22 protein-coding genes are annotated in these 24,974 nt (G+C 71.5%); 15 read left to right on the forward strand and 7 right to left on the reverse strand.

Features of this window, described 5'->3' with window-relative positions; translation table 11 throughout:
• Nucleotides 1-41: 41 nt before the first annotated feature.
• Nucleotides 42-2,927, reverse strand: a complete 2,886-nt coding sequence (locus NS331_RS09520; RefSeq protein ID WP_058641760.1) for a valine--tRNA ligase — start codon at nt 2,925-2,927, stop codon at nt 42-44.
• Nucleotides 2,928-3,226: 299 nt separating this feature from the next.
• On the opposite strand from NS331_RS09520, the gene yaaA reads away from it, so the two are divergent.
• The 6 genes from yaaA (at nt 3,227) to NS331_RS09550 (ending at nt 7,900) form a co-directional block, all read left to right on the forward strand.
• On the forward strand, nt 3,227-4,006 hold the full coding sequence (gene yaaA / locus NS331_RS09525; protein ID WP_058641761.1) for a peroxide stress protein YaaA: 780 nt from the start codon (nt 3,227-3,229) through the stop codon (nt 4,004-4,006).
• A gap of 45 nt (nt 4,007-4,051) precedes the next feature.
• Nucleotides 4,052-4,882 carry a 2OG-Fe(II) oxygenase gene (locus NS331_RS09530; protein WP_058641762.1) on the forward strand — a complete coding sequence of 277 codons (831 nt, stop codon included), beginning with the start codon at nt 4,052-4,054 and terminating at the stop codon, nt 4,880-4,882.
• A gap of 16 nt (nt 4,883-4,898) precedes the next feature.
• Nucleotides 4,899-5,822 carry an alpha/beta fold hydrolase gene (locus tag NS331_RS09535; protein ID WP_058641763.1) on the forward strand — a complete coding sequence of 308 codons (924 nt, stop codon included), beginning with the start codon at nt 4,899-4,901 and terminating at the stop codon, nt 5,820-5,822.
• Entirely contained in the window at nt 5,819-6,676 is an 858-nt protein-coding gene (queF, locus tag NS331_RS09540) for an NADPH-dependent 7-cyano-7-deazaguanine reductase QueF (RefSeq protein ID WP_058641764.1), read from the forward strand. Before NS331_RS09535 ends, queF begins: the two co-directional genes overlap by 4 nt.
• Nucleotides 6,677-6,857: 181 nt before the next feature.
• Entirely contained in the window at nt 6,858-7,220 is a 363-nt protein-coding gene (locus tag NS331_RS09545) for a response regulator (RefSeq protein ID WP_082702360.1), read from the forward strand.
• A complete protein-coding gene (locus NS331_RS09550) occupies nt 7,217-7,900 on the forward strand; it encodes a hypothetical protein (protein ID WP_058641766.1) in 684 nt (227 codons plus the stop codon). Before NS331_RS09545 ends, NS331_RS09550 begins: the two co-directional genes overlap by 4 nt.
• Here NS331_RS09550 and NS331_RS09555 read toward each other — a convergent pair.
• A complete protein-coding gene (locus NS331_RS09555) occupies nt 7,854-9,032 on the reverse strand; it encodes a DNA topoisomerase IB (protein WP_058641767.1) in 1,179 nt (392 codons plus the stop codon). The genes NS331_RS09550 and NS331_RS09555 overlap by 47 nt on opposite strands.
• Nucleotides 9,033-9,164: 132 nt before the next feature.
• A complete protein-coding gene (gene dinB / locus NS331_RS09560) occupies nt 9,165-10,427 on the reverse strand; it encodes a DNA polymerase IV (protein ID WP_440589377.1) in 1,263 nt (420 codons plus the stop codon).
• A 110-nt stretch (nt 10,428-10,537) separates the two neighbouring features.
• Between dinB and NS331_RS09565 the strand changes: the two genes are divergently transcribed.
• Both NS331_RS09565 and NS331_RS09570 read left to right on the forward strand, forming a co-directional pair.
• Nucleotides 10,538-10,801 (forward strand): type II toxin-antitoxin system HicA family toxin, encoded by a 264-nt coding sequence (locus tag NS331_RS09565; RefSeq protein WP_242873704.1) that lies wholly within the window; start codon nt 10,538-10,540, stop codon nt 10,799-10,801.
• Complete coding sequence (locus NS331_RS09570; RefSeq protein ID WP_153012795.1) at nt 10,798-11,163, forward strand: type II toxin-antitoxin system HicB family antitoxin; 366 nt, start codon at nt 10,798-10,800, stop codon at nt 11,161-11,163. Before NS331_RS09565 ends, NS331_RS09570 begins: the two co-directional genes overlap by 4 nt.
• 83 nt (nt 11,164-11,246) lie before the next feature.
• Here NS331_RS09570 and NS331_RS09575 read toward each other — a convergent pair whose 3' ends face one another.
• On the reverse strand, nt 11,247-12,299 hold the full coding sequence (locus tag NS331_RS09575) for a Bug family tripartite tricarboxylate transporter substrate binding protein (protein ID WP_242873705.1): 1,053 nt from the start codon (nt 12,297-12,299) through the stop codon (nt 11,247-11,249).
• Nucleotides 12,296-13,297 carry a LysR family transcriptional regulator gene (locus NS331_RS09580; RefSeq protein WP_058641771.1) on the reverse strand — a complete coding sequence of 334 codons (1,002 nt, stop codon included), beginning with the start codon at nt 13,295-13,297 and terminating at the stop codon, nt 12,296-12,298. The genes NS331_RS09575 and NS331_RS09580 overlap by 4 nt, the downstream gene beginning before the upstream one ends.
• 122 nt (nt 13,298-13,419) lie before the next feature.
• Here NS331_RS09580 and NS331_RS09585 point away from each other — a divergent pair, with 122 nt between their 5' ends.
• The 6 genes from NS331_RS09585 to NS331_RS26615 all read left to right on the forward strand — a co-directional run bounded on the left by NS331_RS09585 (nt 13,420) and on the right by NS331_RS26615 (nt 23,735).
• Complete coding sequence (locus tag NS331_RS09585; protein ID WP_242873706.1) at nt 13,420-16,236, forward strand: tannase/feruloyl esterase family alpha/beta hydrolase; 2,817 nt, start codon at nt 13,420-13,422, stop codon at nt 16,234-16,236.
• 47 nt (nt 16,237-16,283) lie between these two features.
• Nucleotides 16,284-17,636, forward strand: coding sequence for an alpha/beta fold hydrolase (locus tag NS331_RS09590; protein ID WP_440589378.1), 1,353 nt, complete (start codon nt 16,284-16,286; stop codon nt 17,634-17,636).
• A gap of 430 nt (nt 17,637-18,066) precedes the next feature.
• The gene (locus NS331_RS09595; RefSeq protein ID WP_058641772.1) at nt 18,067-19,791 is read left to right on the forward strand and encodes an ABC transporter permease; all 1,725 of its coding nucleotides are present in this window, start codon (nt 18,067-18,069) and stop codon (nt 19,789-19,791) included.
• A gap of 16 nt (nt 19,792-19,807) precedes the next feature.
• Nucleotides 19,808-21,121, forward strand: coding sequence for an ABC transporter ATP-binding protein (locus NS331_RS09600; RefSeq protein ID WP_058641773.1), 1,314 nt, complete (start codon nt 19,808-19,810; stop codon nt 21,119-21,121).
• Between the two features lie 137 nt (nt 21,122-21,258).
• A complete protein-coding gene (locus NS331_RS09605; RefSeq protein WP_058641774.1) occupies nt 21,259-23,391 on the forward strand; it encodes a bifunctional 2',3'-cyclic-nucleotide 2'-phosphodiesterase/3'-nucleotidase in 2,133 nt (710 codons plus the stop codon).
• A gap of 185 nt (nt 23,392-23,576) precedes the next feature.
• Complete coding sequence (locus NS331_RS26615) at nt 23,577-23,735, forward strand: N-acetyltransferase (RefSeq protein WP_193758069.1); 159 nt, start codon at nt 23,577-23,579, stop codon at nt 23,733-23,735.
• 21 nt (nt 23,736-23,756) lie between these two features.
• On the opposite strand, the gene NS331_RS26620 is transcribed toward NS331_RS26615, so the two are convergent.
• Nucleotides 23,757-23,957: a hypothetical protein gene (locus tag NS331_RS26620; RefSeq protein WP_058641775.1), complete on the reverse strand. Its 201-nt coding sequence runs from the start codon at nt 23,955-23,957 to the stop codon at nt 23,757-23,759.
• Between NS331_RS26620 and NS331_RS25465 the strand changes: the two genes are divergently transcribed.
• The gene (locus NS331_RS25465) at nt 23,946-24,431 is read left to right on the forward strand and encodes a LysR substrate-binding domain-containing protein (protein WP_193758070.1); all 486 of its coding nucleotides are present in this window, start codon (nt 23,946-23,948) and stop codon (nt 24,429-24,431) included. The genes NS331_RS26620 and NS331_RS25465 overlap by 12 nt on opposite strands.
• A 19-nt stretch (nt 24,432-24,450) precedes the next feature.
• On the opposite strand, the gene NS331_RS09620 is transcribed toward NS331_RS25465, so the two are convergent.
• Nucleotides 24,451-24,966, reverse strand: coding sequence for a YbhB/YbcL family Raf kinase inhibitor-like protein (locus NS331_RS09620; RefSeq protein ID WP_082702365.1), 516 nt, complete (start codon nt 24,964-24,966; stop codon nt 24,451-24,453).
• Nucleotides 24,967-24,974 lie beyond the last annotated feature (8 nt).

The raw sequence follows: 24,974 nt of genomic DNA on the forward strand, positions 1-24,974 counted from the left end.
CGTGAACCGGTCGATGCTACTGCACCGACCTGAACGCGCTGTCAGCCGAGACGCACGAGTTGTTCCTGCAAGCGTGTCAGCGAAGCGCCGAAATCGGCCACGCGCTTGTTCTCCTGCGCGATCACGGCCGGCGGCGCCTTGGCCACGAAGGCCTCGTTTCCGAGCTTGGCCTGGGCCTTGGCGATCTCGCCCTGGATGCGCGCGATTTCCTTGCCCAGGCGCACGCGCTCGGCGGCGACGTCGATCTCCACGTGCAGCGCCAGGCGGGCCTCGCCCACCACGGCCACGGGTGCGGCCTGTGCGGCAGCCGTCCAGGCCGCTTCATCGTCGAAGACCTTGACCTCGCTCAACTTGGCCAGGGCCTGCAGCACCGGCGCGGCCTGGCGCACGAAGTCGGCATCGCCCACCACGTACAGCGGCAGGCGCTGGGCCGGCGAGACGTTCATCTCGCCGCGCAGCGTGCGGCACGACGCGACCAGCGCCTTGAGCTTGGCCACGTGCGCCTCGGCCGCCTCGTCGATCTTCTCGGGTTGCGCGACGGGATAGGCGGCGACCATGATCGATTCGGCGGCGCGGCCGGCGACCGGCGCGACCTTCTGCCACAACTCCTCGGTGATGAAGGGGATCACTGGATGCGCCAGGCGCAGCAGCGTCTCCAGCGTGCGGATCAGCGTGCGGCGGGTGGCGCGCTGCTCGGCCTCGCCGCCGGTCTGGATTTGCACCTTGGCGATCTCCAGGTACCAGTCGCAGAACTCGTCCCAGGCGAACTGGTAGATGGCATTGGCGACGTTGTCGAGGCGGTATTCGGCGAAGCCTTGCGCCACTTCCTGCTCCACGCGCTGCAGGCGCGAGGCGATCCAGCGGTCGGCCTGGCTGAAGCGCATGTAGCCGTGGGCCTTGCCGCCGGGGGCGCAGTCGGCCTTGCTGTGGTCCATCAGGCCGCAGTCCTGGCCTTCGCAGTTCATCAGCACGAAGCGGGTGGCGTTCCACAGCTTGTTGCAGAAGTTGCGATAGCCCTCGCAGCGCTTGCTGTCGAAGTTGATGCTGCGGCCCAGCGAGGCCAGCGCCGCGAAGGTGAAGCGCAGCGCGTCGGCGCCGTAGGCCGGAATGCCCTCGGGGAATTCCTTCTGCGTGTTCTTGCGCACCTGGGGCGCGGTCTCGGGCTTGCGCAGGCCCTGGGTGCGCTTGTCGAGCAGCGGCTCCAACGCGATGCCGTCGATCAGGTCCACCGGGTCCAGCACGTTGCCTTCGGACTTGCTCATCTTCTTGCCCTGCGCATCGCGCACCAGGCCGTGGATGTAGACGTGCTTGAAGGGCACCCGGCCGGTGAAGTGCGTGGTCATCATGATCATCCGGGCGACCCAGAAGAAGATGATGTCGTAGCCGGTCACCAGCACGGTGGAGGGCAGGTAGAGGTCGTAGTCCTTGAGGGCGTCGCTGTTGTCCAGTGCTTCGGGCCAGCCGAGCGAGGAGAAGGGCACCAGCGCCGAGGAGTACCAGGTGTCCAGCACGTCCTCATCGCGCTTGAGGGTCTTGCCAGGGGCCTGCTTCTGCGCCTCTTCCTCGTTGCGGGCGACGTACACGCGGCCGTCCTCGTCGTACCAGGCGGGAATCTGGTGGCCCCACCAGAGCTGGCGGCTGATGCACCAGTCCTGGATGTTGTTCATCCACTGGTTGTAGGTGTTGACCCAGTTCTCGGGCACGAAGCGCACCTGGCCCGACTGCACGGCGTCGATGGCCTTCTGGGCGATGCTCTTGCCGGTGGGGTCCTTGTCGCTCACCTTGGTCATGGCGACGAACCACTGGTCCGTCAGCATGGGCTCGACCACCTGCCCGGTGCGGGCGCAGCGCGGCACCATCAGCTTGTGCTTCTTCGTCTCGACCAGGGCGCCGGCGGCCTCCAGGTCGGCCACGATCTTCTTGCGGGCGGCGAAGCGGTCCAGGCCGCGGTAGGCCTCGGGCGCGTTGTCGTTGATCTTGGCGTCCAGCGTCAGCACGCCGATGATGGCGAGGCCATGGCGCTGGCCCACCGCATAGTCGTTGTGGTCGTGCGCGGGCGTAACCTTGACCACGCCGGTGCCGAACTCGCGGTCCACGTAGTCGTCGGCAATGATGGGGATCAGCCGGTCCACCAGCGGCAGGCGCACCTGCTTGCCGACCAGGGCGGTGTAGCGCTCGTCCTCGGGGTGGACCATCACGGCGACGTCGCCCAGCATGGTCTCGGGCCGGGTGGTGGCCACCGTCAGGCTGCCGCTGCCGTCTTCCAGCGGATAGGCGATGTGCCACAGGAAGCCTTCTTCCTCCTCGCTTTCGACCTCCAGGTCGGAGACGGCGGACATCAGCACCGGGTCCCAGTTCACCAGCCGCTTTCCGCGGTAGATCAGGCCCTGCTCGTACAGGCGCACGAAGGTGTCGGTCACCACCTTGGACAGCTTGTCGTCCATGGTGAAGTACTCGCGGCTCCAGTCCACCGTGTCGCCCATGCGGCGCATCTGCTCGGTGATGGTGTTGCCGGACTGCTGCTTCCACTCCCACACGCGGGCGACGAAGTTCTTGCGGCCCAGGTCGTGGCGGCTCTGGCCCTGGCCCTGCAGCTGGCGCTCCACCACGATCTGCGTGGCGATGCCGGCATGGTCGGTGCCCGGCACCCACAGCGTGTTCGCGCCCGCCATGCGGTGGTAGCGCGTCAGGCTGTCCATGATGGTCTGGTTGAAGGCGTGGCCCATGTGCAGCGTGCCGGTCACGTTGGGCGGCGGCAGCTGGATGGCGAAGGAGGGCGCGCCGGCCTGGGGCGCCTGCGTGCCGCGGAAGCCCGCCTTCGCATAGCCGCGGCGCTCCCACTCGGGGCCCCAGTGGGCCTCGATGGCGGCGGGTTCGAAGGACTTGGCGAGGCTCTGGAGGCCGGGTTGCAGGGGCGTGTCGCTCATGGGCGGAATGGGGCAGGGCGCGCCGGCCGGAGGACTGGCGCGCGGGGCGGTTCGAAGATGGGGGACTTCGGCAGGCCCGGTCCCCACGGGTGCGGCGAGGCTCGGTGCCAGGGCAGCGAGGCGCGGTCCGAACGGGCGGGCGGAGGCTTGGCGAAGCGGAAACGGGCAATTTTAGGCGGGCGTGTCCGGCCGCACCCCGCAGCGCCCGGCGGCGCGCGGGCCGGCGCGCCCACGGGCGCCGAGGCCGGGCACTTTCTTCCTTCATCGAATCCCGGTCCATGCTCTTTCATAATTCCCGCATGCTTTTCCTGCTCTCGCCGGCCAAGTCGCTGGACTACGACACGCCGATCCCCGAAGACCTGCCCGCCACCCAGCCCGTGTTCGAGGGCGCCCGCGGCCCTGCTGCCGAGCTGATCGGCCTGATGCGCCAGAAGTCGCCGCAGCAGGTGGCCGAGCTGATGCACCTGTCGGACAAGCTGGCCGCCCTCAACGTGGCCCGCTACGAGGCCTGGGCGCCCAAGGGCACGGCGAAGAACGCCCGCCAGGCCGCCCTGGCCTTCGACGGCGACGTGTACGGCGGCCTGGACGCGCGCAGCCTGAGCGCCGCGCAGCTGGCCTGGGCGCAGGACCACGTGGTCATGCTCAGCGGCCTGTACGGCGTGCTGCGGCCGCTGGACCGGCTGCAGCCCTACCGCCTGGAGATGGGCACCGCCCTGGCCAATCCGCGCGGCAAGGACCTGTACGACTTCTGGGGCGACCGCATCGCCGCGTGGCTCAACGAGCGGCTGGCCGCCGACCGCACGCCGGTGGTGGTCAACCTGGCCTCGCAGGAATACTTCAAGGCCGTCGACCTGAAGACGCTCAAGGCGCGCGTGGTGGCGTGCGTGTTCCAGGAGCGCAAGGGCGACGACTACAAGATCGTCAGCTTCCACGCCAAGCGTGCCCGCGGCCTCATGGCGCGCTGGGCCATCCTGCACAAGGCGGCCACGCCGCAACGGCTGGAGGCCTTCAACCTGGAAGGCTATGCCTTCGCCCCCGCGGTGTCCCAGCCGGACCGGCTGGTGTTCCGCCGCGGCTGAACGTTATCCTGACGCATTGGGCGCCAGCCCAGGGAGTCCCAGCGCATGCAAGCCCTCACCCCCGAGCTCCGGCAGTGGATCCAGTCCCAGCTCGCTGCCGGCCATTCCGTCGCCACGCTGCGCGCGTCCATGCACGCGGCCGGCTGGCGCGACGACGCGACCGACATGGCGCTGGCCGAGCTCGAGCGCGGCGCGGCACCCGAACTGCCGCCCGCCCGCACCGAGATGCCCGAGCCCGCCCTGGCCGGGGACCCGCTCTACCTCGACGCCGGCGACCGCCGGGTGCAGGTCATGCAGACCCTGGCCCAGCCGCGCGTGGTGGTCTTCGGCCAGTTGCTCAGCGACGACGAATGCGAGCAGCTCATCGCCGCCGCCCGCAGCCGCCTGGCGCGCTCGCTCACGGTGGAGACCAAGACCGGCGGCGAGGCCGTCAACGCCGACCGCACCAGCGACGGCATGTTCTTCCAGCGCGGCGAAAACGAACTCGTCAGCCGGATCGAGGACCGCATCGCCCGCCTGCTGAACTGGCCGGTGGAGCGCGGCGAGGGCCTGCAGATCCTGCGCTATTCGCCCGGCGCGCAGTACCGGCCGCACTACGACTACTTCGACCCGGGCGAGCCCGGCACGCCCACGATTCTCAAGCGCGGTGGTCAGCGCGTCGGCACGCTGGTGATGTACCTGCATGAGCCCGAGCGCGGCGGCGCCACCACCTTCCCCGACGTCGGCCTGGCCGTGGCGCCGGTGCGCGGCTCCGCCGTGTTCTTCTCCTACGACCGGCCGCATCCCACCACCAAGACGCTGCACGGCGGCGCGCCGGTGGAGGCGGGCGAGAAATGGGTCGCCACCAAGTGGCTGCGCGAGGGCGAGTTCAAGTGAGCCGGGAGCGCCGCCGATGAGCGCCGGCACCGTCCGCGCCAACGGCATCGACATCGCCTTCGAGGACAGCGGCGGCAGCGGCCCCGTGGTGCTGCTGGTCATGGGCCTGGGCATGCAGCTGATCGCCTGGCCGGCCGCGCTGGTCGACGCGCTCGCCGGCGCCGGCTACCGCGTGCTGAGGCACGACAACCGCGATGCCGGCCTGTCCACCCATTTCAAGGGCGCGGACAGCGGCAACCTGCTGTGGCAGGCGCTGCGCCAGCGCATGGGCCTGCCGCTGGACGTGCCTTACGGCCTGCAGGACATGGCGCAGGACGCGCTGGGCCTGCTCGACGCCCTGGGCATCGGCGAGGCGCATGTGCTGGGCGTTTCCATGGGCGGCATGATCGCCCAGCGCATGGCGGCCGGCGCGCCGCAGCGGGTGCGCAGCCTCACCAGCGTCATGAGCAGCAGCGGCGCCCGCCACCTGCCGGGTCCGCGCGCCGACGTCGCCGCCGCCATGGTGCGGCGGCCGCCGCGGCGCGATGCCGGCGAGGCGGCGCTGGTCGCCCATGCGGTCGGCCTGCTGCGCCTCATCGGCAGCCCGGGCTTCGCCCAGGCGCAGGACGAGGCGGTGCTGGCCGAGCAGGTGCGCACGGCCCTGCGCCGCAACTACGACCCTGCCGGCACGCGCCGCCAGCTGATGGCCATCTGGGCCGATACCGACCGGCCTGCGCTGCTCGGCCGCATCGCCTGCCCGGCGCTGGTGCTGCATGGCGAGGCCGACCCGCTGCTGCCCATCGAATGCGGCCGCGACACGGCCCGGCGCATTCCCGGTGCGCGCTTCGTCGGCATTCCCGGCATGGGCCACGACTGGCCACCGGGCGTGGCCGACCGGCTGCTGGCCGAAGTCCTTCCCTTCCTGCAGGATGCCGACGCCCGCCGACAATCGGCGGCATGAGTCTGGACACCACCCCCGAGCAGTCGCAGCTGGGCCGGGCCTCGGCCTATGCCGACCGCTATGACCCCGCGCTGCTCTTTCCCCTGCCGCGCGCGCCGCAGCGCATCGAGATGGGCATTGACGGCCCGCGCCTGCCCTTCTTCGGCGCCGACCTGTGGACCGCCTTCGAGCTGTCGTGGCTCAACCCGCGCGGCAAGCCGCAGCTGGCCATCGTGCATTTCACCGTGCCCTGCGAGACGCCCAACATCATCGAGAGCAAGTCCTTCAAGCTCTACCTCAACAGCTTCAACAGCAGCACCTTCGCCGATGCCGAGGCGGTGCGCGAGCGGCTGCGGGCGGACCTGGCCGAGGCGCTGTGGCGCGGCAGCGAGCGGGCCGGCAGCGTGGGCGTCAAGCTGCTGGCACCCGCGCAGTTCGCGGCCGAGCGCGTGGCCGAGCTGGAGGGCCTGGACCTGGACCGGCTGGACGTCGACTGCACCGACTACCAGCCCCGCCCCGAGCTGCTGCGCACCGTGCCCGGCGAGCCCGCCGTGAACGAGACGCTCGCCAGCCGCCTGCTCAAGAGCAACTGCCGCGTAACCGGCCAGCCCGACTGGGGCAGCGTGCAGATCAGCTACAGCGGCGCGCCCATCGACCAGGAAGGGCTGCTGCGCTACATCGTGAGCTTTCGCAACCACAACGAATTCCACGAGCCCTGCGCCGAGCGCATCTTCACGGACATCTGGCAGCGCTGCGCGCCCACCCGGCTGGCCGTGTACTGCCGCTACACCCGCCGCGGCGGGCTGGACATCAACCCCTTCCGCACCAGCTGGCCGCAGGCGCTGCCGCCCAACCTGCGCACCGCGCGCCAGTAGGCCCGGCCCCGGCCGGCGAGCCGTCGGCATGCTCCTACAGCCGCCTGGGGCCGCCCCGCGCATACTGCGCCAGCTGCGGCCGACCCCTGCCCGCGCAGCCGCCGGCAGGCCCGCCAGCCGCTGACGGCGGCCTCTGACGCCGCCCCTGACCCCAACACCCACATCGCGCGAGGATCTCCGCTTGAACGTTCTCATCGTCGACGACAACGCCTCTGCCGCCGAGCTGCTGCAGGAGCTGATCGTCCTGCAGGACCACCAGGCCCGCTGCGCGCTCACGGCGCAGGAGGCGATCGACGCCTTCGCGCAGGAGCATTTCGACATCGCCCTGGTCGACCTGACCCTGCCCGACCGCCCGGGCGCCGAAGTGGCCCAGCACTTCCGCAGCCAGGCCGCCGGCCGGCCACTGCTGCTGGTCGCTATTTCGGGCTACGGCGCGGGCGACGCCACCGGCGCGCAGGCCATGCCCTTCTTCGACCACTATCTGCAGAAGCCGATCGACTTCGACGCGCTCGACCGGCTGCTGGCACCGCCCGCCACCGCATGAAAGCCTCCCCCAGCGCCCGTAGCTGGATCGCCGCCGGCGTCCGGCACGAGCTGTTGATGCGCGCGCTGCCCGCGCTGCGCCACGAGATGGCCGGGCCGGTGTCGCTGCTGCGCATGACGCTGCTGATGCTCAAGCGCCATGCCGGCGCCACGCCGGTCGATGGCGCCGCCTGCCTGCAGCGCGTGGACCAGGCCAGCGACCAGCTGGCGCTGCTGGTCGATTCGGTACGCGCCCTGCGCGACTGGGAGCTGGCCACCACCGACGAGGGCCTGGGCCGCAGCGAGCTCGTGCGCCAGTGCGCGGCGCTGATGCGCGCCGCCTTCGACCTCAATGGCCTGTCGCTGGAGATCGATCCCCGACTCGAAGCCGACGGTGACGATGCGCCGCGCTGGCCGGACGGCGCCGCCCTGCGCTACCTGCTGCTCGGCGCCCTGGGCCATCTGCACGACCAGCAGGAAGCGCCGGCCATCGTGCGCATCGAGCCCAGCGATCAGGCGCACGAGTTGCGGGTGCGCGTGGGTCCCAGGCTCGACGGCCGCGACGACCCGGAGCTGCTGCAGCACCGCGCGCCGCGCAGCCTGGCCATCGACGCCGTGTGCCTGCAGAGCCTGGCCGAGGACCTGGGCCGCGAGATCACGACCGAGCCGGACGGGGTGCGCCTGTCGCTGAAGCCCGCTTGAGCTTTCGGGCCTCGCGCTGCAGCGCGAGGCGATGGCGGCGCAGGAATTCCATCAGCCTTCCCTCCGCCGACAGGAGTCCGCGCCGCGTGCGCGCGGTGCCCAGGCCGTCCCACACCTCCGCCATGGCCTGAGCGTCTGCCGACAGCTTGGTGCCCAGCGCCAGCACGGCAGGATGGATGTAGGCCTTGCGGCAGACGGCCGGCGTGTTGCCCAGCTGCTTGGCCACTGCGCCCAGGATTTCCTTGGCGCGGATGCGCAGGCCGGCGGGTTCGTCCACCTGCCGGTCGCAGGCCAGGCGTGTCAGTTCCAGGGCCTGCACCGAGCCGTGCCAGGTGCGGAAGTCCTTGGCCGTGAATTCGCCGCCGGTGGCCTCGCGCAGGTAGTCGTTGACGTCGCCGGAGCTCACGTGCCGTTGTTCGCCGTCCTCGTCCACGTACTGGAAGAGGGCCTGGCCGGGCAGTTGCTGGCATTGCCGCACCACGCGGGCCACGCGCTTGTCGTCCACTTTGGCTTCGTGCATCACGCCGCTCTTGCCGCGAAAGCGCAGCTTCAACTGCCCGCCCGCGGTCTGCAGATGCCGGTTGCGCAGTGTGGTCAGGCCGAAGGAATTGTTGGTGCGGGCATATTCCTCGTTGCCCACGCGCAGGTAGGTGGTGTCCAGCAGGCGCACGATGGCGGCCAGCACGGCTTCGCGGGAAGGCTTGCCGCGCGCCTTGTCCAGGTCGCGCCGCACGCGGGCACGGATGCGGGGCAGCGCCTGGCCGAACTGCTCCAGGCGCTCGAACTTGGCCTCGTCCTTCAGCAGACGCCAGTCCGGGTGGTAGCGGTACTGCCGCCGGCCTCGCGCGTCCAGCCCGGTGGCCTGCAGGTGGCCATTGGCGAGGGGGCAGATCCACACCTGCTCGTAGGCCGGCGGAATCGCCAGCTTGCGGATGCGCGTGATTTCAGCGGCGTCGCGGATCCAGCGGCCCTTGGCGTCGCGGTAGCGGAAGTCGGCCGCGCCGCCGCCGCTGCGCACGCGCTGGATGCCCGGCATCTCGCTGGAGACATAGAGCAGGCCGTTGCCGATGGGCGTGGGCGCCGCGGCAGCCGCGGGGGTGTCCTGGGAGGTGGAGGCAGTGGCGTCGAGCATGGCGTTGGGCGATGGATGGGCAAGCTGCCATGCGCGCACCGCCGTGGATGTAGGACGCCGGGGTGGGGCCTGGTCCGTTGCAGCATCGCCGCACGCGTCGGCGGCGTGGCAACGGGCCCGGTCCGCGCCTTCTCAGAAGAGCGAGGCGGTGACCGGCCCCGCCGGCGCCGCAGGCGGCCGGCTGCCGCTGCGCCGCACCGGTGCCTGGGCCTCGGCGCTGCCGGCCTTCACCAGCGCGCCCACGCGCACGCCCAGCAGGCGCAGCGGCCGGTCCAGCGGCACGCGTTTGAGGGCCAGGCCGGCCGTGCGGCGGATCAGCTTCGCATCGGCCGTGTAGAACTCCAGCGACTGGTCGCGCGTGGCGATCCTGAAGTCGGCATAGCGCAGCTTCACGCCGATGGTGCGGCCCACGTAGCCCTTGCGCTGCAGGTCCTCGGCCACCTTCTCGCACAGGTGGGTGAAGATGGCACCGAGCTCGGCCTTGTCGCGCACGGCATGCAGGTCGCGCTCGAAGGTGGTCTCGCGGCTCATGGAGACGGGCTCGCTCTCGGTTTCCACCGGCCGGTCGTCGCGGCCCCAGGCCACCTCGTGCAGCCAGGCGCCGTAGGCCTTGCCGAAGCGCTGCACCAGCCAGGCCGGCTCGCACTTGGCCAGGTCGCCGATGGTGTGCAGGCCCAGGCCCGCCATCTTGGCCTCGGCCTTGGGGCCGATGCCGTTGACCTTGCTCACCGGCAGCGGCCAGATGCGCTCGGCCAGTTCGTGCGCGTACAGCACGGTGATGCCGTTGGGCTTGTCGAACTCGCTGGCCATCTTGGCCAGCAGCTTGTTGGGCGCCACGCCGATGGAGCAGGTCAGCCCCGTGGCGTCGAAGATCGACTTCTGGATCAGCCGCGCCAGCACCCGACCGCCCTCGCGCTGGCCGCCGGGCACCTCGGTGAAGTCGATGTAGACCTCGTCCACCCCGCGGTCCTGCATCAGCGGCGCGATGTCGGTCACGATCTTCTTGAAGGCGCGCGAGTAGCGGCGGTATTCGTCGAAGTCGGTGGGCAGCATCAGCGCCTGCGGGCAGAGCTTGGCCGCCTTCATCATGCCCATGGCCGAGCCGATGCCGAACTGCCGCGCCGGGTAGGTGGCGGTGGTGATCACGCCGCGGCCGGTGTAGTCGGCCAGGCGCGGGAAGGCCGAGACGGGAATGCGGTCCAGCGGCGTGTCGGGCGGCAGGCCGCCGATGAGCTCCTCCAGCCGGCGCCGGCCGCCACCGACCACCACCGGCAGGCCCTTGAGCTGCGGATAGCGCAAGAGCTCGACGGAGGCGAAGAAGGCGTCCATGTCGAGGTGGGCGATGCGGCGGATGGGGGTGGCCTTCTGACGAGCGGCCGGTGGCGGACTGGACACGGAGCGATTGTCCGATGCCGGGTCCCCGCGGCGCATGCCGGGAGGCGGAAGGACCGGCGCCGCGTCGTGATATCGAATTTAGATATCATTCCCAAAAAGGGAGTGACATCGTGGCGGCGTTGAAGACGAAGCAGCGGAAGACCCTTGCGCTCATCTTTTCCAGGCCCGTGCCAGGCAGCCTCAAGTGGCCGGACCTCGTGGCGCTGCTGCTGGAACTCGGCGCCACCATGACGGAGCGCGAAGGATCGCGGGTGGCCTTCTTCCTGTTCCATCAGGTGCAGGTGATGCACCGGCCGCATCCCGGCAACGACGTCGACAAGGGCGCCGTCGCGGCCGTTCGCAAATGGCTCGAAAGCAATGGAGTATTGCCATGACCAGGAACATCATGGATGTCGACGGCTACAAGGCCGTCATCAGCTACGACCCGGAGATCGAGATGTTCCGGGGCGAATTCCTCGGGCTCAACGGCGGGGCCGACTTTTATGCGGCCGATGTCCGCAGCCTGCAGAAGGAGGGCAGGGTCTCGCTGCGTGTCTTTTTGGAGGAATGCGCGGCTCAGGGCATCGCCCCGCGCAAGACCTTCTCAGGCAAATTCATGCTGCGCATCGATCCACAACTGCACGAGATTGCGGCAACGAAGGCCGCGGCGGAAGGCAAGAGCCTGAACCAGTTGGCGGAGGAGGCCATCCGCAGCCAGGTGGCGTTGGAGGACGAGGGGCTCGCGTCGGCGGGCTGAGCGGGTGTGAGCGAACCCGGAGCGTTGTCCGGCGTCCTGCCGTTCATCCGGGGCGACGCCGGCTGCTTGCGGAGCGCGCCGGCTCAATCGAAGGCCGCGGGCCGCGCCGCCACCAGGGCCCGGTTGCGTCGCCGGTCGGCGGCGATCTCGCGCGCGAAGTCCTCGGCGCTGCCGCCGGCCGGCAGGTTGTGGGCTTCGCGCAGGCGGCGGCGCAGGGTGTCGTCCTGGCGCAGCAGGCGGTCGACTTCCTGGTTGATCCGCGCCACCACCGCCGCAGGCGTGTCCGCCGGGGCGAACAGGCCGAAGAGCGAGTCGCGGTTGGCCTCGGGGTAGCCCAGCTCGGCCAGCGTGGGCACCTCGGGCAGGGCGTCGATGCGCCGCGGCGCACCCACGGCCAGGGCCTGCAGGCGGCCGTCGGCGATGTACTGCAGCTGCTGGGCCGCCACGTTGGTGGACAGCGCCTCGAACTGCCCACCCAGCGCATCGGTGAGCTGCGGCCCGCCGCCGTGGTAGGGCACGTGCACGATGTCCACACCGCTCGCCGCGCGCACCTGGGCCAGGACGAGATGGCCGATGGTGGCCACGCCCGAAGTGGCCCAGCGCAGCGTGCCGGGCGCCGCGCGCGCCTGGGCGATCAGGGCGTCGAAACCGCGGCCGGCGAAGGCGGGCGTGCCGACCACCAGCACCGGCGTGTGCATCACGCCGGCCACGGGCGCGAAGGCCCGCAGCGGGTCGTAGGGCACGCGGCCCACCAGCGGCTGCAGGGTGAGCGGGCTGATGGCCGAAAAGGCGAGCGTGTGGCCGTCCGCCGGCGCGCGGGCCAGCAGGCCCAGGCCCACGCTGCCGCCGGCACCCGCGCGGTTGTCGACCAGCACCGGCACGCCGAGCGCATGGGACAACGGCTCGGCAAGCGCGCGCGCCATGCCGTCGCTGACGCCGCCGGGCGGATAGACCACGACCAGGCGCAGCGGACGGCGGGGCCAGTCCGGCGGGGCTGGCGCGGTGGCGGCGGTGCCTGCGCCGGCGACGCCGAGTGCGCCGACGGCCAGCGCCGCGGCGACTCGGCGGCGCCGCAGCATGGGGCCGCCGGCGCCGCTGGCGTCGGCCGGCAGGAAGGGCCCGGGGCGCAGGCTCATCGTGCCGCCTTGCGGGTGGCGAGCGGCGTCGTGCGACCGCGCGGCGCCGGTGATGGCGGCGGCACGGGTGCCTGTGCCGTCGGCACTTCTTCAGGCTGCGCGGCCATCTCGCGCAGCAGCGCCGTGAAATGGCGGGCCGGCAGGTTGTCTTCCTCTGCGCGCGAGACCAGGGTGAGCGGCGCGTCCAGCGCCGCGGCATCGGCCAGCGGCAGGTAGGCGATGGCATGGGCATGCACACCCGCCATCGAGGCCGGCACCACCGACAGCCCGACGCCCGCCGCAACGAGGTTGAGGTTGGTCATCATGCGCTCGACCTCGGCCACCACCTGCGGGCGCAGGCCGCGCGCATGGGCCAGCGACAGCAGCTCGGCGTAGAGGCCCGGCGCACCGGCGCGGCGCACCAGGATCAGCGGTTCCGCGCACAGCGCGGCCAGCGGCAGGGCGGCCTGCTCGGCGGGACTCGCCGCCAGCGGATGGTCGATGGGCAGGGCGGCCCGCATGGGCTCGCGCAGCAGGGTCTCGAAGACCAGGCCCGGCGGCTGGGCCACCGGCATGCGCAGCAGGCCCGCGTGCAGCCGGCCGGCGGCCAGGGCCTCGGTCAGCTCGGCGGCGTTGTTCTCGCTGATCTGCAGTTCGACGTCCGGATGGCTGCGGCGGAAGGCCCGCAGGGCCTGCGGCACGAAGCGGTGCGCCGCGGCCGAACTGGTGAAGCCCACGGCCACCCGGCCCGCCTCGCCGCGCGCCAGCCGGGCCATGCGCTCGCGCATGGCGGCCATGTCGTCCAGCAGGCGCTGCGCCTCCGCCTGGAAGGCGCGGCCGGCCTCGGTCAGCGCCACGCCGCGCGGATGGCGGCGGAACAGCGTCATGCCCAGCTGCCGCTCCAGCGCCTTGATCTGCACGCTCAGCGGCGGCTGCTGGATGCCCAGCTGCTCCGCCGCGCGCGTCATGTGGCCCGCCTGCGCGACGGCCAGGAAATAGCGCAACGCCCGTGTCTCCATATCTTTTTCGTATCGGAAGTGCCCGGTTATTTTATTTGACCCTATGAGCGCGGCTGCCTATCGTGCCGCAGCCGACCCGTGGCCTCGCCGCCGCGGCTGCCATTCTTCCGGAGACACGCACCATGCGCCCACAGGGCCCCTGCACCGCCGCTGCGCCGGCATCCTTTCCCCTTCCTGCGCCTGCACCGGCGCCCCGCGGCCTGCACCGCGGTGCGGCCTGCGCGCTCTCGTTGACGCTGATGCTGGTGCTGGCCGCCTGCGGCGGCGGTGGCGGCGGCAACGGCTTCGCCTTCCTGCCCGGCGCGATCGGCAGCGGCACGACAACGCCGCCAGCGGCCGGCGGCAGTACGCCGGCGCCCGCGCCCATCGCGGCCAATCCTCCCGCGCCGGCGGCGCCGCCCTATGCGCCCGCCCTCGACTGCGCCGCGCTGGCCGGCCGCACGCTGGCGGCCAGCACCATCAGCCTGCCGACCACCGGCGCCACGGTGACCAGCGCCACGCCCATCGCCGCCGACGCCACGGGCAACAGCCTGGGCGCCTATTGCCAGGTGCGCGGCACCATCGCACCGGTGGATGCCACGGCCCAGTCCATCCAGTTCGCGCTCAACCTGCCGCTGGCCTGGAACGGCAAGACCATCCACTTCGGCGGCGGCGGCTTCGACGGCGTGCTGATCGACGGCACCGAGCCCGTGCGCTTCGGCCCGCCGGGCAAGCCCGCGCCGCTGGCCCTGGGCTATGCGACCTACGGCGACGACTCGGGCCACCAGTCCAGCAGCATCACCGACGGCCGCTTCGCCACCAACGACGAGCAGCTCGCCAACTACGGCGGCCTCACGCTCAAGAAGACCCACGACGTGGCCCAGGCCCTGGTGCTGGCCTACTACAGCCGCACGCCGGCCAAGGCCTATTTCCTGGGCACCTCCACCGGCGGGCGCGATGCGCTGGGCTACATCCAGCGCTGGCCGGCCGACTACGACGGCGTGATCGCCAACGAGCCGGCCCTCAACTACAGCGGCACACGGCTGTCGAACGTGGCGCTGGGCCGGGCGCTCTATGCCAACGGCGGCGCGGGCTGGATGAACGTGGCCAAGACGCTGCTGGTGCAGCGCACCGTGCTGCAGGCCTGCGACCGGCTGGACGGCGCCGCCGATGGCGTGGTGAGCAACGTGGAAAGCTGCCGCCAGCTCAACAGCAGCATCCTGGCCTCGCTGCGCTGCCCCGGCGGCACCGACACGGGCGACAGCTGCCTGTCCGACGCGCAGCTGGCCACCGTGAACACCATCGAGTCGCCGCTGGTCTTCAGCAGCTATGCGCTGGCCAACGGCGTGACCCGCGCCGGCGGCTACAACTTCCTCGAAGGCGCGCTGGTGGCCGGCCCCTACACCACGCGTGACCTGGGCACCCGGCCGGTGCCGGGCAACCCGGCGACCTCGGCCGACGCCAACATGTACGTCACCGGCGACCAGTGGGCGAAGTACTTCGTCACCCGCGACCCGACGTTCAACACGCTGACCCTCGACCCGCTCGCCCCCGGCGCCTGGACCTCGCGCGTGACCACGGTGTCGGCCCTGACCGATGCCACCGACCCCAACCTGGCGCCCTTCTTCGGCCGCGGCGGCAAGCTCATCATGCTGCATGGCCTGGCGGACGAGGTGATCAGCCCCAACTCCACCATCGACTACTACAACCGCGTGGTGGCCACCGTGGGCGCGGCCCAGGCGGCGCAGAGCCTGCGCTTCTACACCGTGCCCGGCATGGGCCACGGCACGGGCGTCTTCATTCCGGGCTGGGACTCGCTGGCCGCGCTGGAAGCCTGGGCCGAGCAGGGCCTCGCCCCTGCCACGCCGGTGGCCATGGACACCGTGGCCGGCACCTACGGCCGCACCCGGCCCATCTGCCAGTACCCCGCCTGGCCCAAGTACGGCGGCAGCGGCAGCCTGGACGCGGCCGTCAACTACAGCTGCGTGACCGAGGTCGGCAACCCGCTGGCCTGCCAGTACCTGCCCGCCGCCGCCACCACCTACAAGGGTGGCGACATGGCCGGCGAGGAACTGCGGGTGCAGATCGACCCGGCCACGCTGGCCTACACCGTCACCATCGACGCCAGCAGCCAGCGCGCGACCGGCACGCAGCGCAGCGGCACGCTGGTGCCGCAGGGCCAGTGCAGCTACACGAGCGGGGAGGGCGGGGCGCTGTTCACCTTCGCGCCGGGCGGCGTGCTCTCCGGCGGCGTGAGCCGTGCCGGCGGCAGCGGCTTCGCGGCCCTGCTGGCCTTCCAGACCACCTTCGACAACCGCAGCACGCCGACGGTGTTCAACCCGGTGGCCAACATCTCCAACGCGGCCGGCGTGCAGCAGGCCGGCAGCGCCGCCGCGCTGCCCTACGCCGGCGCGGTGCGGCTGCGCAATGCCGGCACCTTCCAGTACTGCCGCGACGCCACCACCAACGGCTTCATGGTCTACGACGCCAACTGCATGCAGACCGAGAAGGGCTACCTGGCCTACAACACCACGCGCGGCGCCTTCGACGTCTACACCACGCCGGCCAGCGGCGGTGCCACCACCACGGGCGGCACGCTCTCTGGCTCCATGGTGATCGGCCTGGTGGGCGGCACCGCCGTGCCGCTGCACCTGGTGCGCGACGGCGCCGGCAACGTCGGCATGCGGCTGCAGTCGCCGCAGCAGAGCCTGGCCACCGGCACGGCCGACGGCAGCTACATCGCCGCCAGCAGCAACGGCGACAACCGCAGCGCCGCCATCGCCGGCAACAGCCTGCAACTGGGCACGGCCACCGCCACGCTGGGCTTCGACAGCCCCGTCCCTGGCGTCGCTACGGCCAGCGCCGCGCGGCCTGGCAAGCTGGTCTACAACGGCGGCGTGTTCGCCTTCGTGTCCGACACCACGGCCAACGCCGCGCTGGAACTTGGAGTCCGTCACTGATGCCGTCAATCTCTCTTCCTCCCACCACCGCGCGGGGTTGGCGCGCCATGCTCGCGGCCGGCCTGGCCTGCACTGCCGGGCTGGCCGTGGCACGGACCGCAGTGGACGACGCTGCGCCCCGCGCCGCGGCCCGCAGCGGGCCGACAGCCAGTGCCTGCCCTGCCGCCGTGCCTCAGGACGCGCAGTGCTACACCGGCGCCGACGGGGCCGGCGCCTTCTACTGGATCGCCATTCCGAAGGACTGGAACCGCGTGCTGGTGATGCATGCGCACGGCGGCCCCGAGACCGGCCCGCCCAAGCTCGAACGCAGCCAGGAGGACCTGAGCCGCTGGGCCATCACCGTGCGCGCCGGCTATGCCTGGGCCGGCTCCACCTATCGCCGCGGCGGCTACGGCGTGACCATGGCGGCCGAGGACACCGAGCGCCTGCGCCGCATCTTCGCGGCCCGCTTCGGCCAGCCGCGCCTGACGCTGCTGCACGGCCAGAGCTACGGCGGCGGCGTGGCGGCCAAGGCGGCCGAACTCTATGCGCCGACCGGCGGCCTCCAGAGCCCCTACGACGGACTGGTGCTGACCAGCGGCGTGCTGGGCGGCGGCAACACGGCCTACGACTTCCGGCTGGATCTGCGCGCCGTCTACCAGTACGTGTGCCGCAACCATCCCGCGCCGGTCGAGCCACAGTACCCGCTGTGGCAAGGCTTGCCGATGGATTCGACGCTGACCCGCCAGGACCTGGCCGCCCGCGTGCGCGACTGCACCGGCGTCGGCCTGCCGGCGGCGCAGCGCACGCCCGAGCAGGCCGCGCGGCTCAAGACCATCCTGACGGCGGTGAAGATTCCCGAGCGGACGCTGGTCGCCCACCTCAACTGGGCCACCTGGCTGTTCCAGGACCTGACGCAGAAGCGCCTGGACGGCCGCAACCCCTTCGGCAACGTCGGCGTGCGCTACGACGCGCCCGCCGGCGAAGCCGAGGCCCTCAACGCCGGCGTGGTGCGCTATGCGGCCGATCCGCAGGCCCAGGGCGCCCTGGCCGCGGACAGCCTGCCCACCGGCCGCACGGCGCTGCCGACTGTGACGCTGCATGCCATCCACGACCCGACGGCCTTCGTCGAGCTGGAGGACGCCTACCGCCGCATCCGCACCGCCGCCGGCACCGACGGCCACCTGGTGCAGGCCTTCGCCGACGAGCGCGAGCACAGCTACCTGAGCGACCCGGAGTACCCCGCCGTCTTCGACGCACTGGTGGCCTGGATCGACCGCGGCGACAAGCCCACGCCCGCCAGCCTGGCCGACGCCTGCCGCGGGCTGGAGACGCGTTACGGCACGGCCGGCAAGCCCGGCTGCCACCTGCAGCCCGACTGGCGGCCCCAGCCCATCGAGACGCGCGTGCCGCCGCGCTGACGAGCGGCGTCCCCGGCGTCCCCGGCGGCTCCAAGGCCGGTCGGTGAACCCGTTCGCCCTGAGCTTGGCGCGTGCCCTGGCTTCGACAAGCTCAGCCCGAACGGTCCTTGGCCGACTGCCTGACTGACTGACTGACTGGCATCGCACCAGGCCGAGGCCCGGACTTCGTCCGCGCCGCCGCCTTGCCCCTTCGCGGCGGCCGTCATGTTCCAGTCAAGGTCGGTCCCTAGACTCCGGCCGCGCCCGCCGCCACCCGGCCTTGCCCCGGCCGCGGTCGTGCGCCAGCGCTCGGCTGCCAACGCCGACCCGCCCTCGCGCGTTGTCTGCATCGGGGGTGCACCGCGCCCGCCTCATTTCCGCTGCCTTGGTCCATCGCGTGGCCGCAGGCGATGTCCGTCCAACCCGCCGCCTGCCCACGCACCGATCCGCCATGCGCCGCCGCATCCTGCCGCTCGAAGTTTCCAGCGCCGTGGGCAACCGCTGGGACTGGGCCTTGCTGCCCCTGATCCTGGCCGTGCTCTTCGGGCTGGCCTTCGCCGCCTCGCAGATGGCGCGCCCCTATGCCGTGGGCGAGCCGCTGCCGCTGAGCCTGGACCCTGCCGTCCTGCCCTACTACCTGCTGCGCACCACGCTGCGCATGTTCATCGCGCTGGGCGCCTCGCTGGTCTTCGCCTGCGTCTTCGCCGTGCTGGCCGCCAAGTACCGGCTGGCCGAGCGGCTGCTGGTGCCGCTGCTGGACGTGCTGCAGTCCATCCCCATCCTGGGCTTCCTGTCGATCACCGTCACCGGCTTCATCGCGCTCTTCCCCGGCAACCTGCTGGGGGTGGAGTGCGCGGCCATCTTCGCCATCTTCACCTCGCAGGCCTGGAACATGGCCTTCAGCCTCTACCAGTCGCTGCGCACCGTGCCGGCCGAGCTGGGCGAGGCGGCGGCGGTGTTCCAGCTCTCGGGCTGGCAGCGCTTCTGGCGGCTGGAGCTGCCCTTCGCCATGCCCGGCCTGCTGTGGAACATGATGATGTCCATGTCGGGCGGCTGGTTCTTCGTGGTCGCCTCCGAGGCCATCTCGGTCTCGGGCCAGAACATCAAGCTGCCGGGCGTGGGTTCGTACATCGCGATGGCCATCGAGGCGCGGGACCTGTCGGCCATCGGCTGGGCCATCCTGTGCATGCTGATCGGCATCCTGCTGTACGACCAGCTCTTCTTCCGCCCGCTGGTGGCCTGGGCCGACAAGTTCCGCTTCGACGAAAGCGGCAGCGGCGAGGCCAGCCGCTCCTGGCTGCTCGACTGGCTGCGCCGCACGCGGCTGACCCGCGCCACCGGCGAATGGCTGGCGCACCGCGCGGTGCGCACGCTGGCGTGGTTCCCGCGGCGTTTCGACGGCACCTCGGTGCGCGCCCGGCCGCGGCCGGCCAATCCGCTGGCCCAGCGTGCGGGGGACGCGCTGCTGTCGGGCGCCGTGCTGCTGGCCATCCTGTGGCTGGGGCGCTTCATCCACAGCGAGGTGGGCTGGACCGAGGTGGGCCATGTCTTCCTGCTGGGCCTCTACACGCTGGTGCGGGTGCTGGTGCTGATCGCCATCGCGGCCGTGGTGTGGGTGCCGGTGGGCGTGTGGATCGGCATGAACCCGCGCTGGTCCGACCGGCTGCAGGCGGTGGCGCAGTTCCTGGCGGCCTTTCCGGCCAACCTGATGTTCCCGGTGGCGGTGCTGCTGATCGTGCGCTGGAAGCTCAACCCCGACGTCTGGCTGTCGCCGCTGATGGTGCTGGGCACGCAGTGGTACCTGCTGTTCAACGTGATCGCCGGCGCGTCGAGCGTGCCCACCGAGCTGCGCCATGCCTCGCGCAACCTGGGCCTCACGGGCTGGCTGCGCTGGAAGCGCTACCTGCTGCCGGCCGTGTTCCCCAGCTTCGTGACCGGCGCCATCACGGCCAGCGGCGGCTCGTGGAACGCCAGCATCGTGGCCGAGTACGTGAGCTGGGGCGACACCACGCTGCAGGCCCACGGCCTGGGCAGCTACATCGCGCAGATGACCGCCACGGGTGACTTCCCGCGCATCGCGCTGGGCATCGGCGTGATGTGCGTGTTCGTCATGGGGCTGAACCACTTCGTGTGGCGGCGCCTCTACCAGCTCGCTGAACAACGAATGCATTTCTGACAGAAGGGGACGGGCCATGACCGAGCGCGACACCATCATCGACCTCCAGGCCGTCGGCAAGGGCTTCCGCGCGGCGGACGGCACCGCGCGGCCCGTGCTGCAGGACGTGGACCTGCGCCTGGCCGCGGGCGAGATCGTGGCCCTGCTGGGCCCGTCGGGCTCGGGCAAGTCGACGCTGCTGCGCATCCTGGCCGGGCTGGTGCCGGCCGACCGGGGCGAGGTGCGCTACCGCGGCCAGCCGCTGCACGGGCCGGCGCGCGGCATCGCGATGGTGTTCCAGTCCTTCGCGCTCTTTCCCTGGCTCACGGTGCAGCAGAACGTGGAGCTGGGCCTGGAGGCGCGCGGCGTGCCGCAGGCCGAGCGGGCCCGGCGCGCTGCTGCGGCCATCGAACTCATCGGCCTGGGCGGCTTCGAGGGCGCACTGCCGCGCGAGCTGTCGGGCGGCATGCGCCAGCGCGTGGGCATCGCCCGTGCGCTGGTGGTCGAGCCCGACGTGCTGCTGATGGACGAAGCCTTCTCGGCGCTGGACGTGCTGACCGGCGAACGCCTGCGCGACGACATCCTGGCGCTGTGGGAAGGCGGGCAGATGCCCACGCAGGCCATGCTCGTCGTCTCGCACAACATCGAGGAGGCGGTGCTGATGGCCGACCGCGTGCTGGTCTTCGCGGCCGACCCGGGCCGCGTGCGGGCCGAGCTGCGCATCGGCCTGCCGCGCCCGCGCGACCGCGACTCGGTGGAGGTGCGCATGCTGATCGACCAGGTCTATGCGCTGATGACGGCCGGCGCCGCCGGCACGGCCCACGGCCCCAAGCATGCCGTGCTGGCCGAGCGCTTGCCCTCGGCCGACGTGGCCCGCATGGAAGGCCTGCTGGAGCTGCTGGTGGAAGACGACTTCCAGGGCCGCGCCGACCTGCCCCGCCTGGCCGACGAGGCCGAGCTGGGGGACGACGACCTGCTGCCGCTGACCCAGGGCCTGTCGCTGCTGGGCCTGGCCCGGCTGGCCGAAGGTGACCTGCTGGTCACGCCGCTGGGCCGCCACTATGCCGGCAGCGCCCGCGCCGGGCGCCAGCGCATGTTCGGCCAGCAGCTGCTGGAGCGCGTGCCGCTGGCCGCCCACATCCGCCACAGCCTGGAGCAGGACGCGCAGGGCCAGATTTCGGAGGAGCACTTCCTCGACCTGCTGCGCGAGAGCCTGGAGGATTCCGAGGCCGTGCGCGTGCTGCGCCAGGCCATCGAATGGGGCCGCTATGGCGAGGTCTTCGAATACGACTTCCGCACCGGCATGATCCACCTGCCGGCGCCGGACCCCATCGAGAACGCCGACGGCTGAGCGCCGAAGCGGGAGGGCTGGCGCGGGGCTGTGCCAGCCGCCAGGGCGCGCAAGATTCGGTCAGGTCCGAGTCACGCGGCTGACAACTTGCTCAGCCAGAGTTCAGGTTCCTGAAAACGCGCATCGCGCCCAGCGTCATGAACCAACGTCCTCCCCATGCCCGGCGCCGCCTTCTGCTGGCCGGCCCCGTGCTCGCCAGCCTGCTCGCCCTGACCGCCTGTGGCGGCGGCGACGGCACCTTCGCCGTCGGCACCAGCGGCAGTGCCGCCGCGCCGTCTCCCGCCCCGGCGCCAGCCCCGTCCCCGGCCCCCGCGCCCTCGGCGGCGCCGGTGCCGCCGGCCCAGGCCACGCTGGCCATCCTCGAGACGACGGACCTGCATGCCAACGTCCGCAGCTACGACTACTTCAAGCTGGCCGAGGACAAGTCCTACGGCTTCGAGCGCACCGCCACGCTGATCCGCCAGGCGCGCCAGGAATTTGCCAACACGCTGCTGCTGGACAACGGCGACACCATTCAGGGCACGGCGCTCGCCGATTACGAAGCAACCGTCAAACCCGTCGGCTGCGACCAGCAGCTGTCCATGTACAAGGCCATGGCCGCCCTGGGTTACGACGGCGGCACGCTGGGCAACCATGAGTTCAACTACGGCCTGCCCTTCCTCAACCAGGTGCTGGGCGGCGGCATGACCGTGGCCGACAGCAGCATCGACCCGTCGAAGAAATGCGTGGGCCCCGGCTTCCCGGTCACGCTGGCCAACGTCACCAGCACCCGGACCAATGCGCCGCTGGTGCAGCCCTACGTCATCCTGCAGCGCACGATCAAGGCCCGCACGGCCGACGGCCAGGACGTCAGCGTGCCGATCAAGGTGGGCCTGATCGGCTTCACCACGCCGGGTATCCTGAACTGGGACAAGCGCTTCCTGGACGGCAAGGTCGCCACCCAGGGCGCCGTCGAGACGGCCAACCGCTACATCCCCGAGATGAAGGCGAAGGGCGCCGACGTGGTCGTGGCCCTGCTCCACGGTGGCCTGGATTCGTCCACCTACTCCGCCACCATGGAAAGCCCCGGCCTGTACCTGTCGAAAGTGGCGGGCATCGACGCCATGCTCATGGGCCACCAGCATGGCGAGTTCCCCAAGGCCACCAGCCCCGGCTACACCCAGTCGGGCGTGGACAACACCAAGGGCACCGTCAACGGCGTGCCCGCGGTCATGGCCAGCTCCTGGGGCAAGGCCCTCGGCGTGGTCAAGCTGCAGCTGCGCTGGACGGGCACGCAATGGACCGTGGACAAGGACGCCGGCCGCAGCGAGCTGCGCTACATCCAGGGCAAGGACGCGGCCGGCAAGACCACCTACGTCGACGTCGATCCGACCATCGCGCCGCTGGTCGAGAGCCAGCACCAGGCCACCATCGCCTACGTCAAGCAGCCCATCGGCAGCACCGACTTCCGCATGAGCACGCTGTTCGCCGACGTGGGCGACCCGGGTGCGATCCAGATCGTCAACCAGGCCCAGCAGGCCTACGTGGCGGCCTACATCCAGGCCAACCTGCCCCAGTACGCCGCGCTGCCGGTGCTGTCGGTGAGCGCGCCCTTCAAGTCGGGCTTCCAGGGGGCCGGCGACTACACCGACGTGGCCGCCGGGCCGGTCGCCATCTACAACGCGGCCGACCTGTACCTCTACCCCAACACGGTGTATGCGGTGAAGGTCAACGGCGCCGACATCCAGGGCTGGCTGGAGGCCGCGGCCCAGCGCTTCAACCAGATCGACCCGGCGAAGACGGCCGAGCAGCAACTGATCAGCACCTTCCCGGGCTACAACTTCGACATGTTCACCACGGCGGACATGCAGTACGAGATCGACGTGACGCAGCCCAAGGGCAGCCGAATCAAGAACCTGCAGTACAAGGGCAAGGCCATCGACACGGCGCAGGAGTTCGTGATCGCCACCAACAACTACCGCGCCACCAGCGGCAAGAGCTTCAGCGCCAAGCTCGATGGCTCGGGCACCATCTGGGCCTCGCCCGATGCCAACCGCGACGTGCTGATCAACCACATCCGCGCCAACCCGACGATCACCCGTGCCGGCAACGGCGCGGCGCGCAGCTGGCGCTTCACCAAGGTGACGACGGCCGGCCCGGTGGTGTTCAGCTCCGGCCCCGGCGCGCTGTCGGTGGCCACGGCCGCCGGGCTCAACGGCATCTCGCTGGTGGCGGCGGACGACGGCTCGGGCAAGGGCACGTCGAAGTACGCGATCGATTTGTCGAAGTGAGTGCGAGGGTGGCGGGGCGCTGGCCCCGCAGGTCCTTCGCAACGGCGCCGCGCTAGCGCGACGCGCGAAGAAGGCAGCCGCCTGCGAGGGCGCGCTGCCCATCGCTCTTCAGGCGCACCGAAGGCTGGGGCAGGGCCCCCAGCGCGAGATGGGCGCGGGCACATCTCGAGGCGCGCACCCTCATCGTGCACAGCCTGCGGGCGCAGCGCGAGGCCGGCATGACCGAGTCCGGCCTGGGCGTGGACACGCACAACCTCGACGGCGCGCTGCGCGTGTACGAGAGCTGCGGCTTCGTGGCGGTGCAGCGGCACTGCATCTACCGCAAGCCGCTGCTGCTCGATTGAAGGGCAGACGGCCCCCGTGCCTCAGCGCGGGCGCTTCTGCAGCAGCGGCTCGCCCATGCCCTGCACGCCCACGAGCGCCAGGATGGTCGTGAGCCCGATCTGCGCGTCCTTCCAGGCGCCGTCGGGCTTCCACCATTCGCCAGGACTGTGCCAGCCGCCGGACTCGCCGCCGTTGGACAGGATGATGGCCGGGATGCCCAGCGGTTCGACGTGGCCCTGCACTATCGCGATGCCGTGTGGCCGGAGGCTCGCCCCGAGCCCTTGTTCGAAGAGTCGTGCATCGCCGTATGCAGCCCCGAAGCGGCGTTCGCCCGCGCGGCGTCGTCGGGGGACTTTCGGCGTGTGCCGTTGCTGCACCTGTCCAACCGCCCGCAGGCGTGGGCGGCGTGGCTGGACGATGCCGCACTGGCCCGGCGACCCGCCAACGCGCTGGCGGGCCATCGATTCGACCTGTTCACGACCCTTGTCGAAGGCGTGCGCTGCGGCCTCGGCGCTGCCATCGTGCCGACCTTCTTCGCGCAGCGGGAGCTGGCCGAAGGCAGTCTGGTGCAGGCCCATCGCCACGTGCAGCAGGGCACCCAGGCCTATGCGGTGTTCGTGCCGGGTCAGCGTGCGGCAGAGGCCGGCATTGCCGCATTCGTCGATTGGGTGCGGGCCGAGGTGCAGGCGGAGGCGCCGATCGCGGGCCGCCGCTGACGTTGCCCCGGCCTGTCCCTCATCGGGCAGCCGGCCGGCCGTAAGCGGCCTGGAAGGAGGCCTTGCCGAGCGTGTTGGCGTTGATCATGTAACCCGCCAGCGCCGCGGTGGCGTCGGCGGGGATGTCCAGCCGCTCCACCTTGAGCGCGTGCACGGTGAAGATGTAGCGATGCGCCTTGTCGCCTGCGGGCGGACAGACGCCGCCCCAGGCGGGCACCCCGTAGTCGTTGCGAATCTGCCGGGCGCCGGGGGGCAGGCCGGCACCGCCGACGGCGCCCGCGTTCGCGGGCAGCGCGCCAGGCCCGCGGGGCAGGTCGATCACCGACCAGTGCCACCAGCCCGAGCCGGTGGGCGCGTCCGGGTCGTACACGGTGATCGCGACGCTGCGGGTGCCGGCCGGCGCGCCTGACCACTCGAGGGCGGGCGAGCGGTTCTGGCCCTTGCAGCCGAAGCCGTCGAATTCGAAGGATGGATCGATGGTGCCGCCGCTGCGGATGTCCGGGCTGGAGAGCTGGAAGCCGGCCGCGCCGGCGATGGCCGACA

It is taken from the genome of Pseudacidovorax intermedius (genome assembly GCF_001476815.1).
GTDB lineage: Bacteria > Pseudomonadota > Gammaproteobacteria > Burkholderiales > Burkholderiaceae_C > Xenophilus > Xenophilus intermedius_A.

Excerpts from the sequence above, each read along its gene's own strand:
- NS331_RS09520 (WP_058641760.1), bottom strand. The coding sequence starts at position 2,927 with ATGAGCGACACGCCCCTGCAACCCGGCCTCCAGAGCCTCGCCAAGTCC.
- yaaA (WP_058641761.1), top strand. The coding sequence starts at position 3,227 with ATGCTTTTCCTGCTCTCGCCGGCCAAGTCGCTGGACTACGACACGCCG.
- NS331_RS09530 (WP_058641762.1), top strand. The coding sequence starts at position 4,052 with ATGCAAGCCCTCACCCCCGAGCTCCGGCAGTGGATCCAGTCCCAGCTC.
- NS331_RS09535 (WP_058641763.1), top strand. The coding sequence starts at position 4,899 with ATGAGCGCCGGCACCGTCCGCGCCAACGGCATCGACATCGCCTTCGAG.
- queF (WP_058641764.1), top strand. The coding sequence starts at position 5,819 with ATGAGTCTGGACACCACCCCCGAGCAGTCGCAGCTGGGCCGGGCCTCG.
- NS331_RS09550 (WP_058641766.1), top strand. The coding sequence starts at position 7,217 with ATGAAAGCCTCCCCCAGCGCCCGTAGCTGGATCGCCGCCGGCGTCCGG.
- NS331_RS09555 (WP_058641767.1), bottom strand. The coding sequence starts at position 9,032 with ATGCTCGACGCCACTGCCTCCACCTCCCAGGACACCCCCGCGGCTGCC.
- NS331_RS09570 (WP_153012795.1), top strand. The coding sequence starts at position 10,798 with ATGACCAGGAACATCATGGATGTCGACGGCTACAAGGCCGTCATCAGC.
- NS331_RS09575 (WP_242873705.1), bottom strand. The coding sequence starts at position 12,299 with ATGAGCCTGCGCCCCGGGCCCTTCCTGCCGGCCGACGCCAGCGGCGCC.
- NS331_RS09580 (WP_058641771.1), bottom strand. The coding sequence starts at position 13,297 with ATGGAGACACGGGCGTTGCGCTATTTCCTGGCCGTCGCGCAGGCGGGC.
- NS331_RS09585 (WP_242873706.1), top strand. The coding sequence starts at position 13,420 with ATGCGCCCACAGGGCCCCTGCACCGCCGCTGCGCCGGCATCCTTTCCC.
- NS331_RS09590 (WP_440589378.1), top strand. The coding sequence starts at position 16,284 with ATGCTCGCGGCCGGCCTGGCCTGCACTGCCGGGCTGGCCGTGGCACGG.
- NS331_RS09595 (WP_058641772.1), top strand. The coding sequence starts at position 18,067 with ATGCGCCGCCGCATCCTGCCGCTCGAAGTTTCCAGCGCCGTGGGCAAC.
- NS331_RS09600 (WP_058641773.1), top strand. The coding sequence starts at position 19,808 with ATGACCGAGCGCGACACCATCATCGACCTCCAGGCCGTCGGCAAGGGC.
- NS331_RS09605 (WP_058641774.1), top strand. The coding sequence starts at position 21,259 with ATGAACCAACGTCCTCCCCATGCCCGGCGCCGCCTTCTGCTGGCCGGC.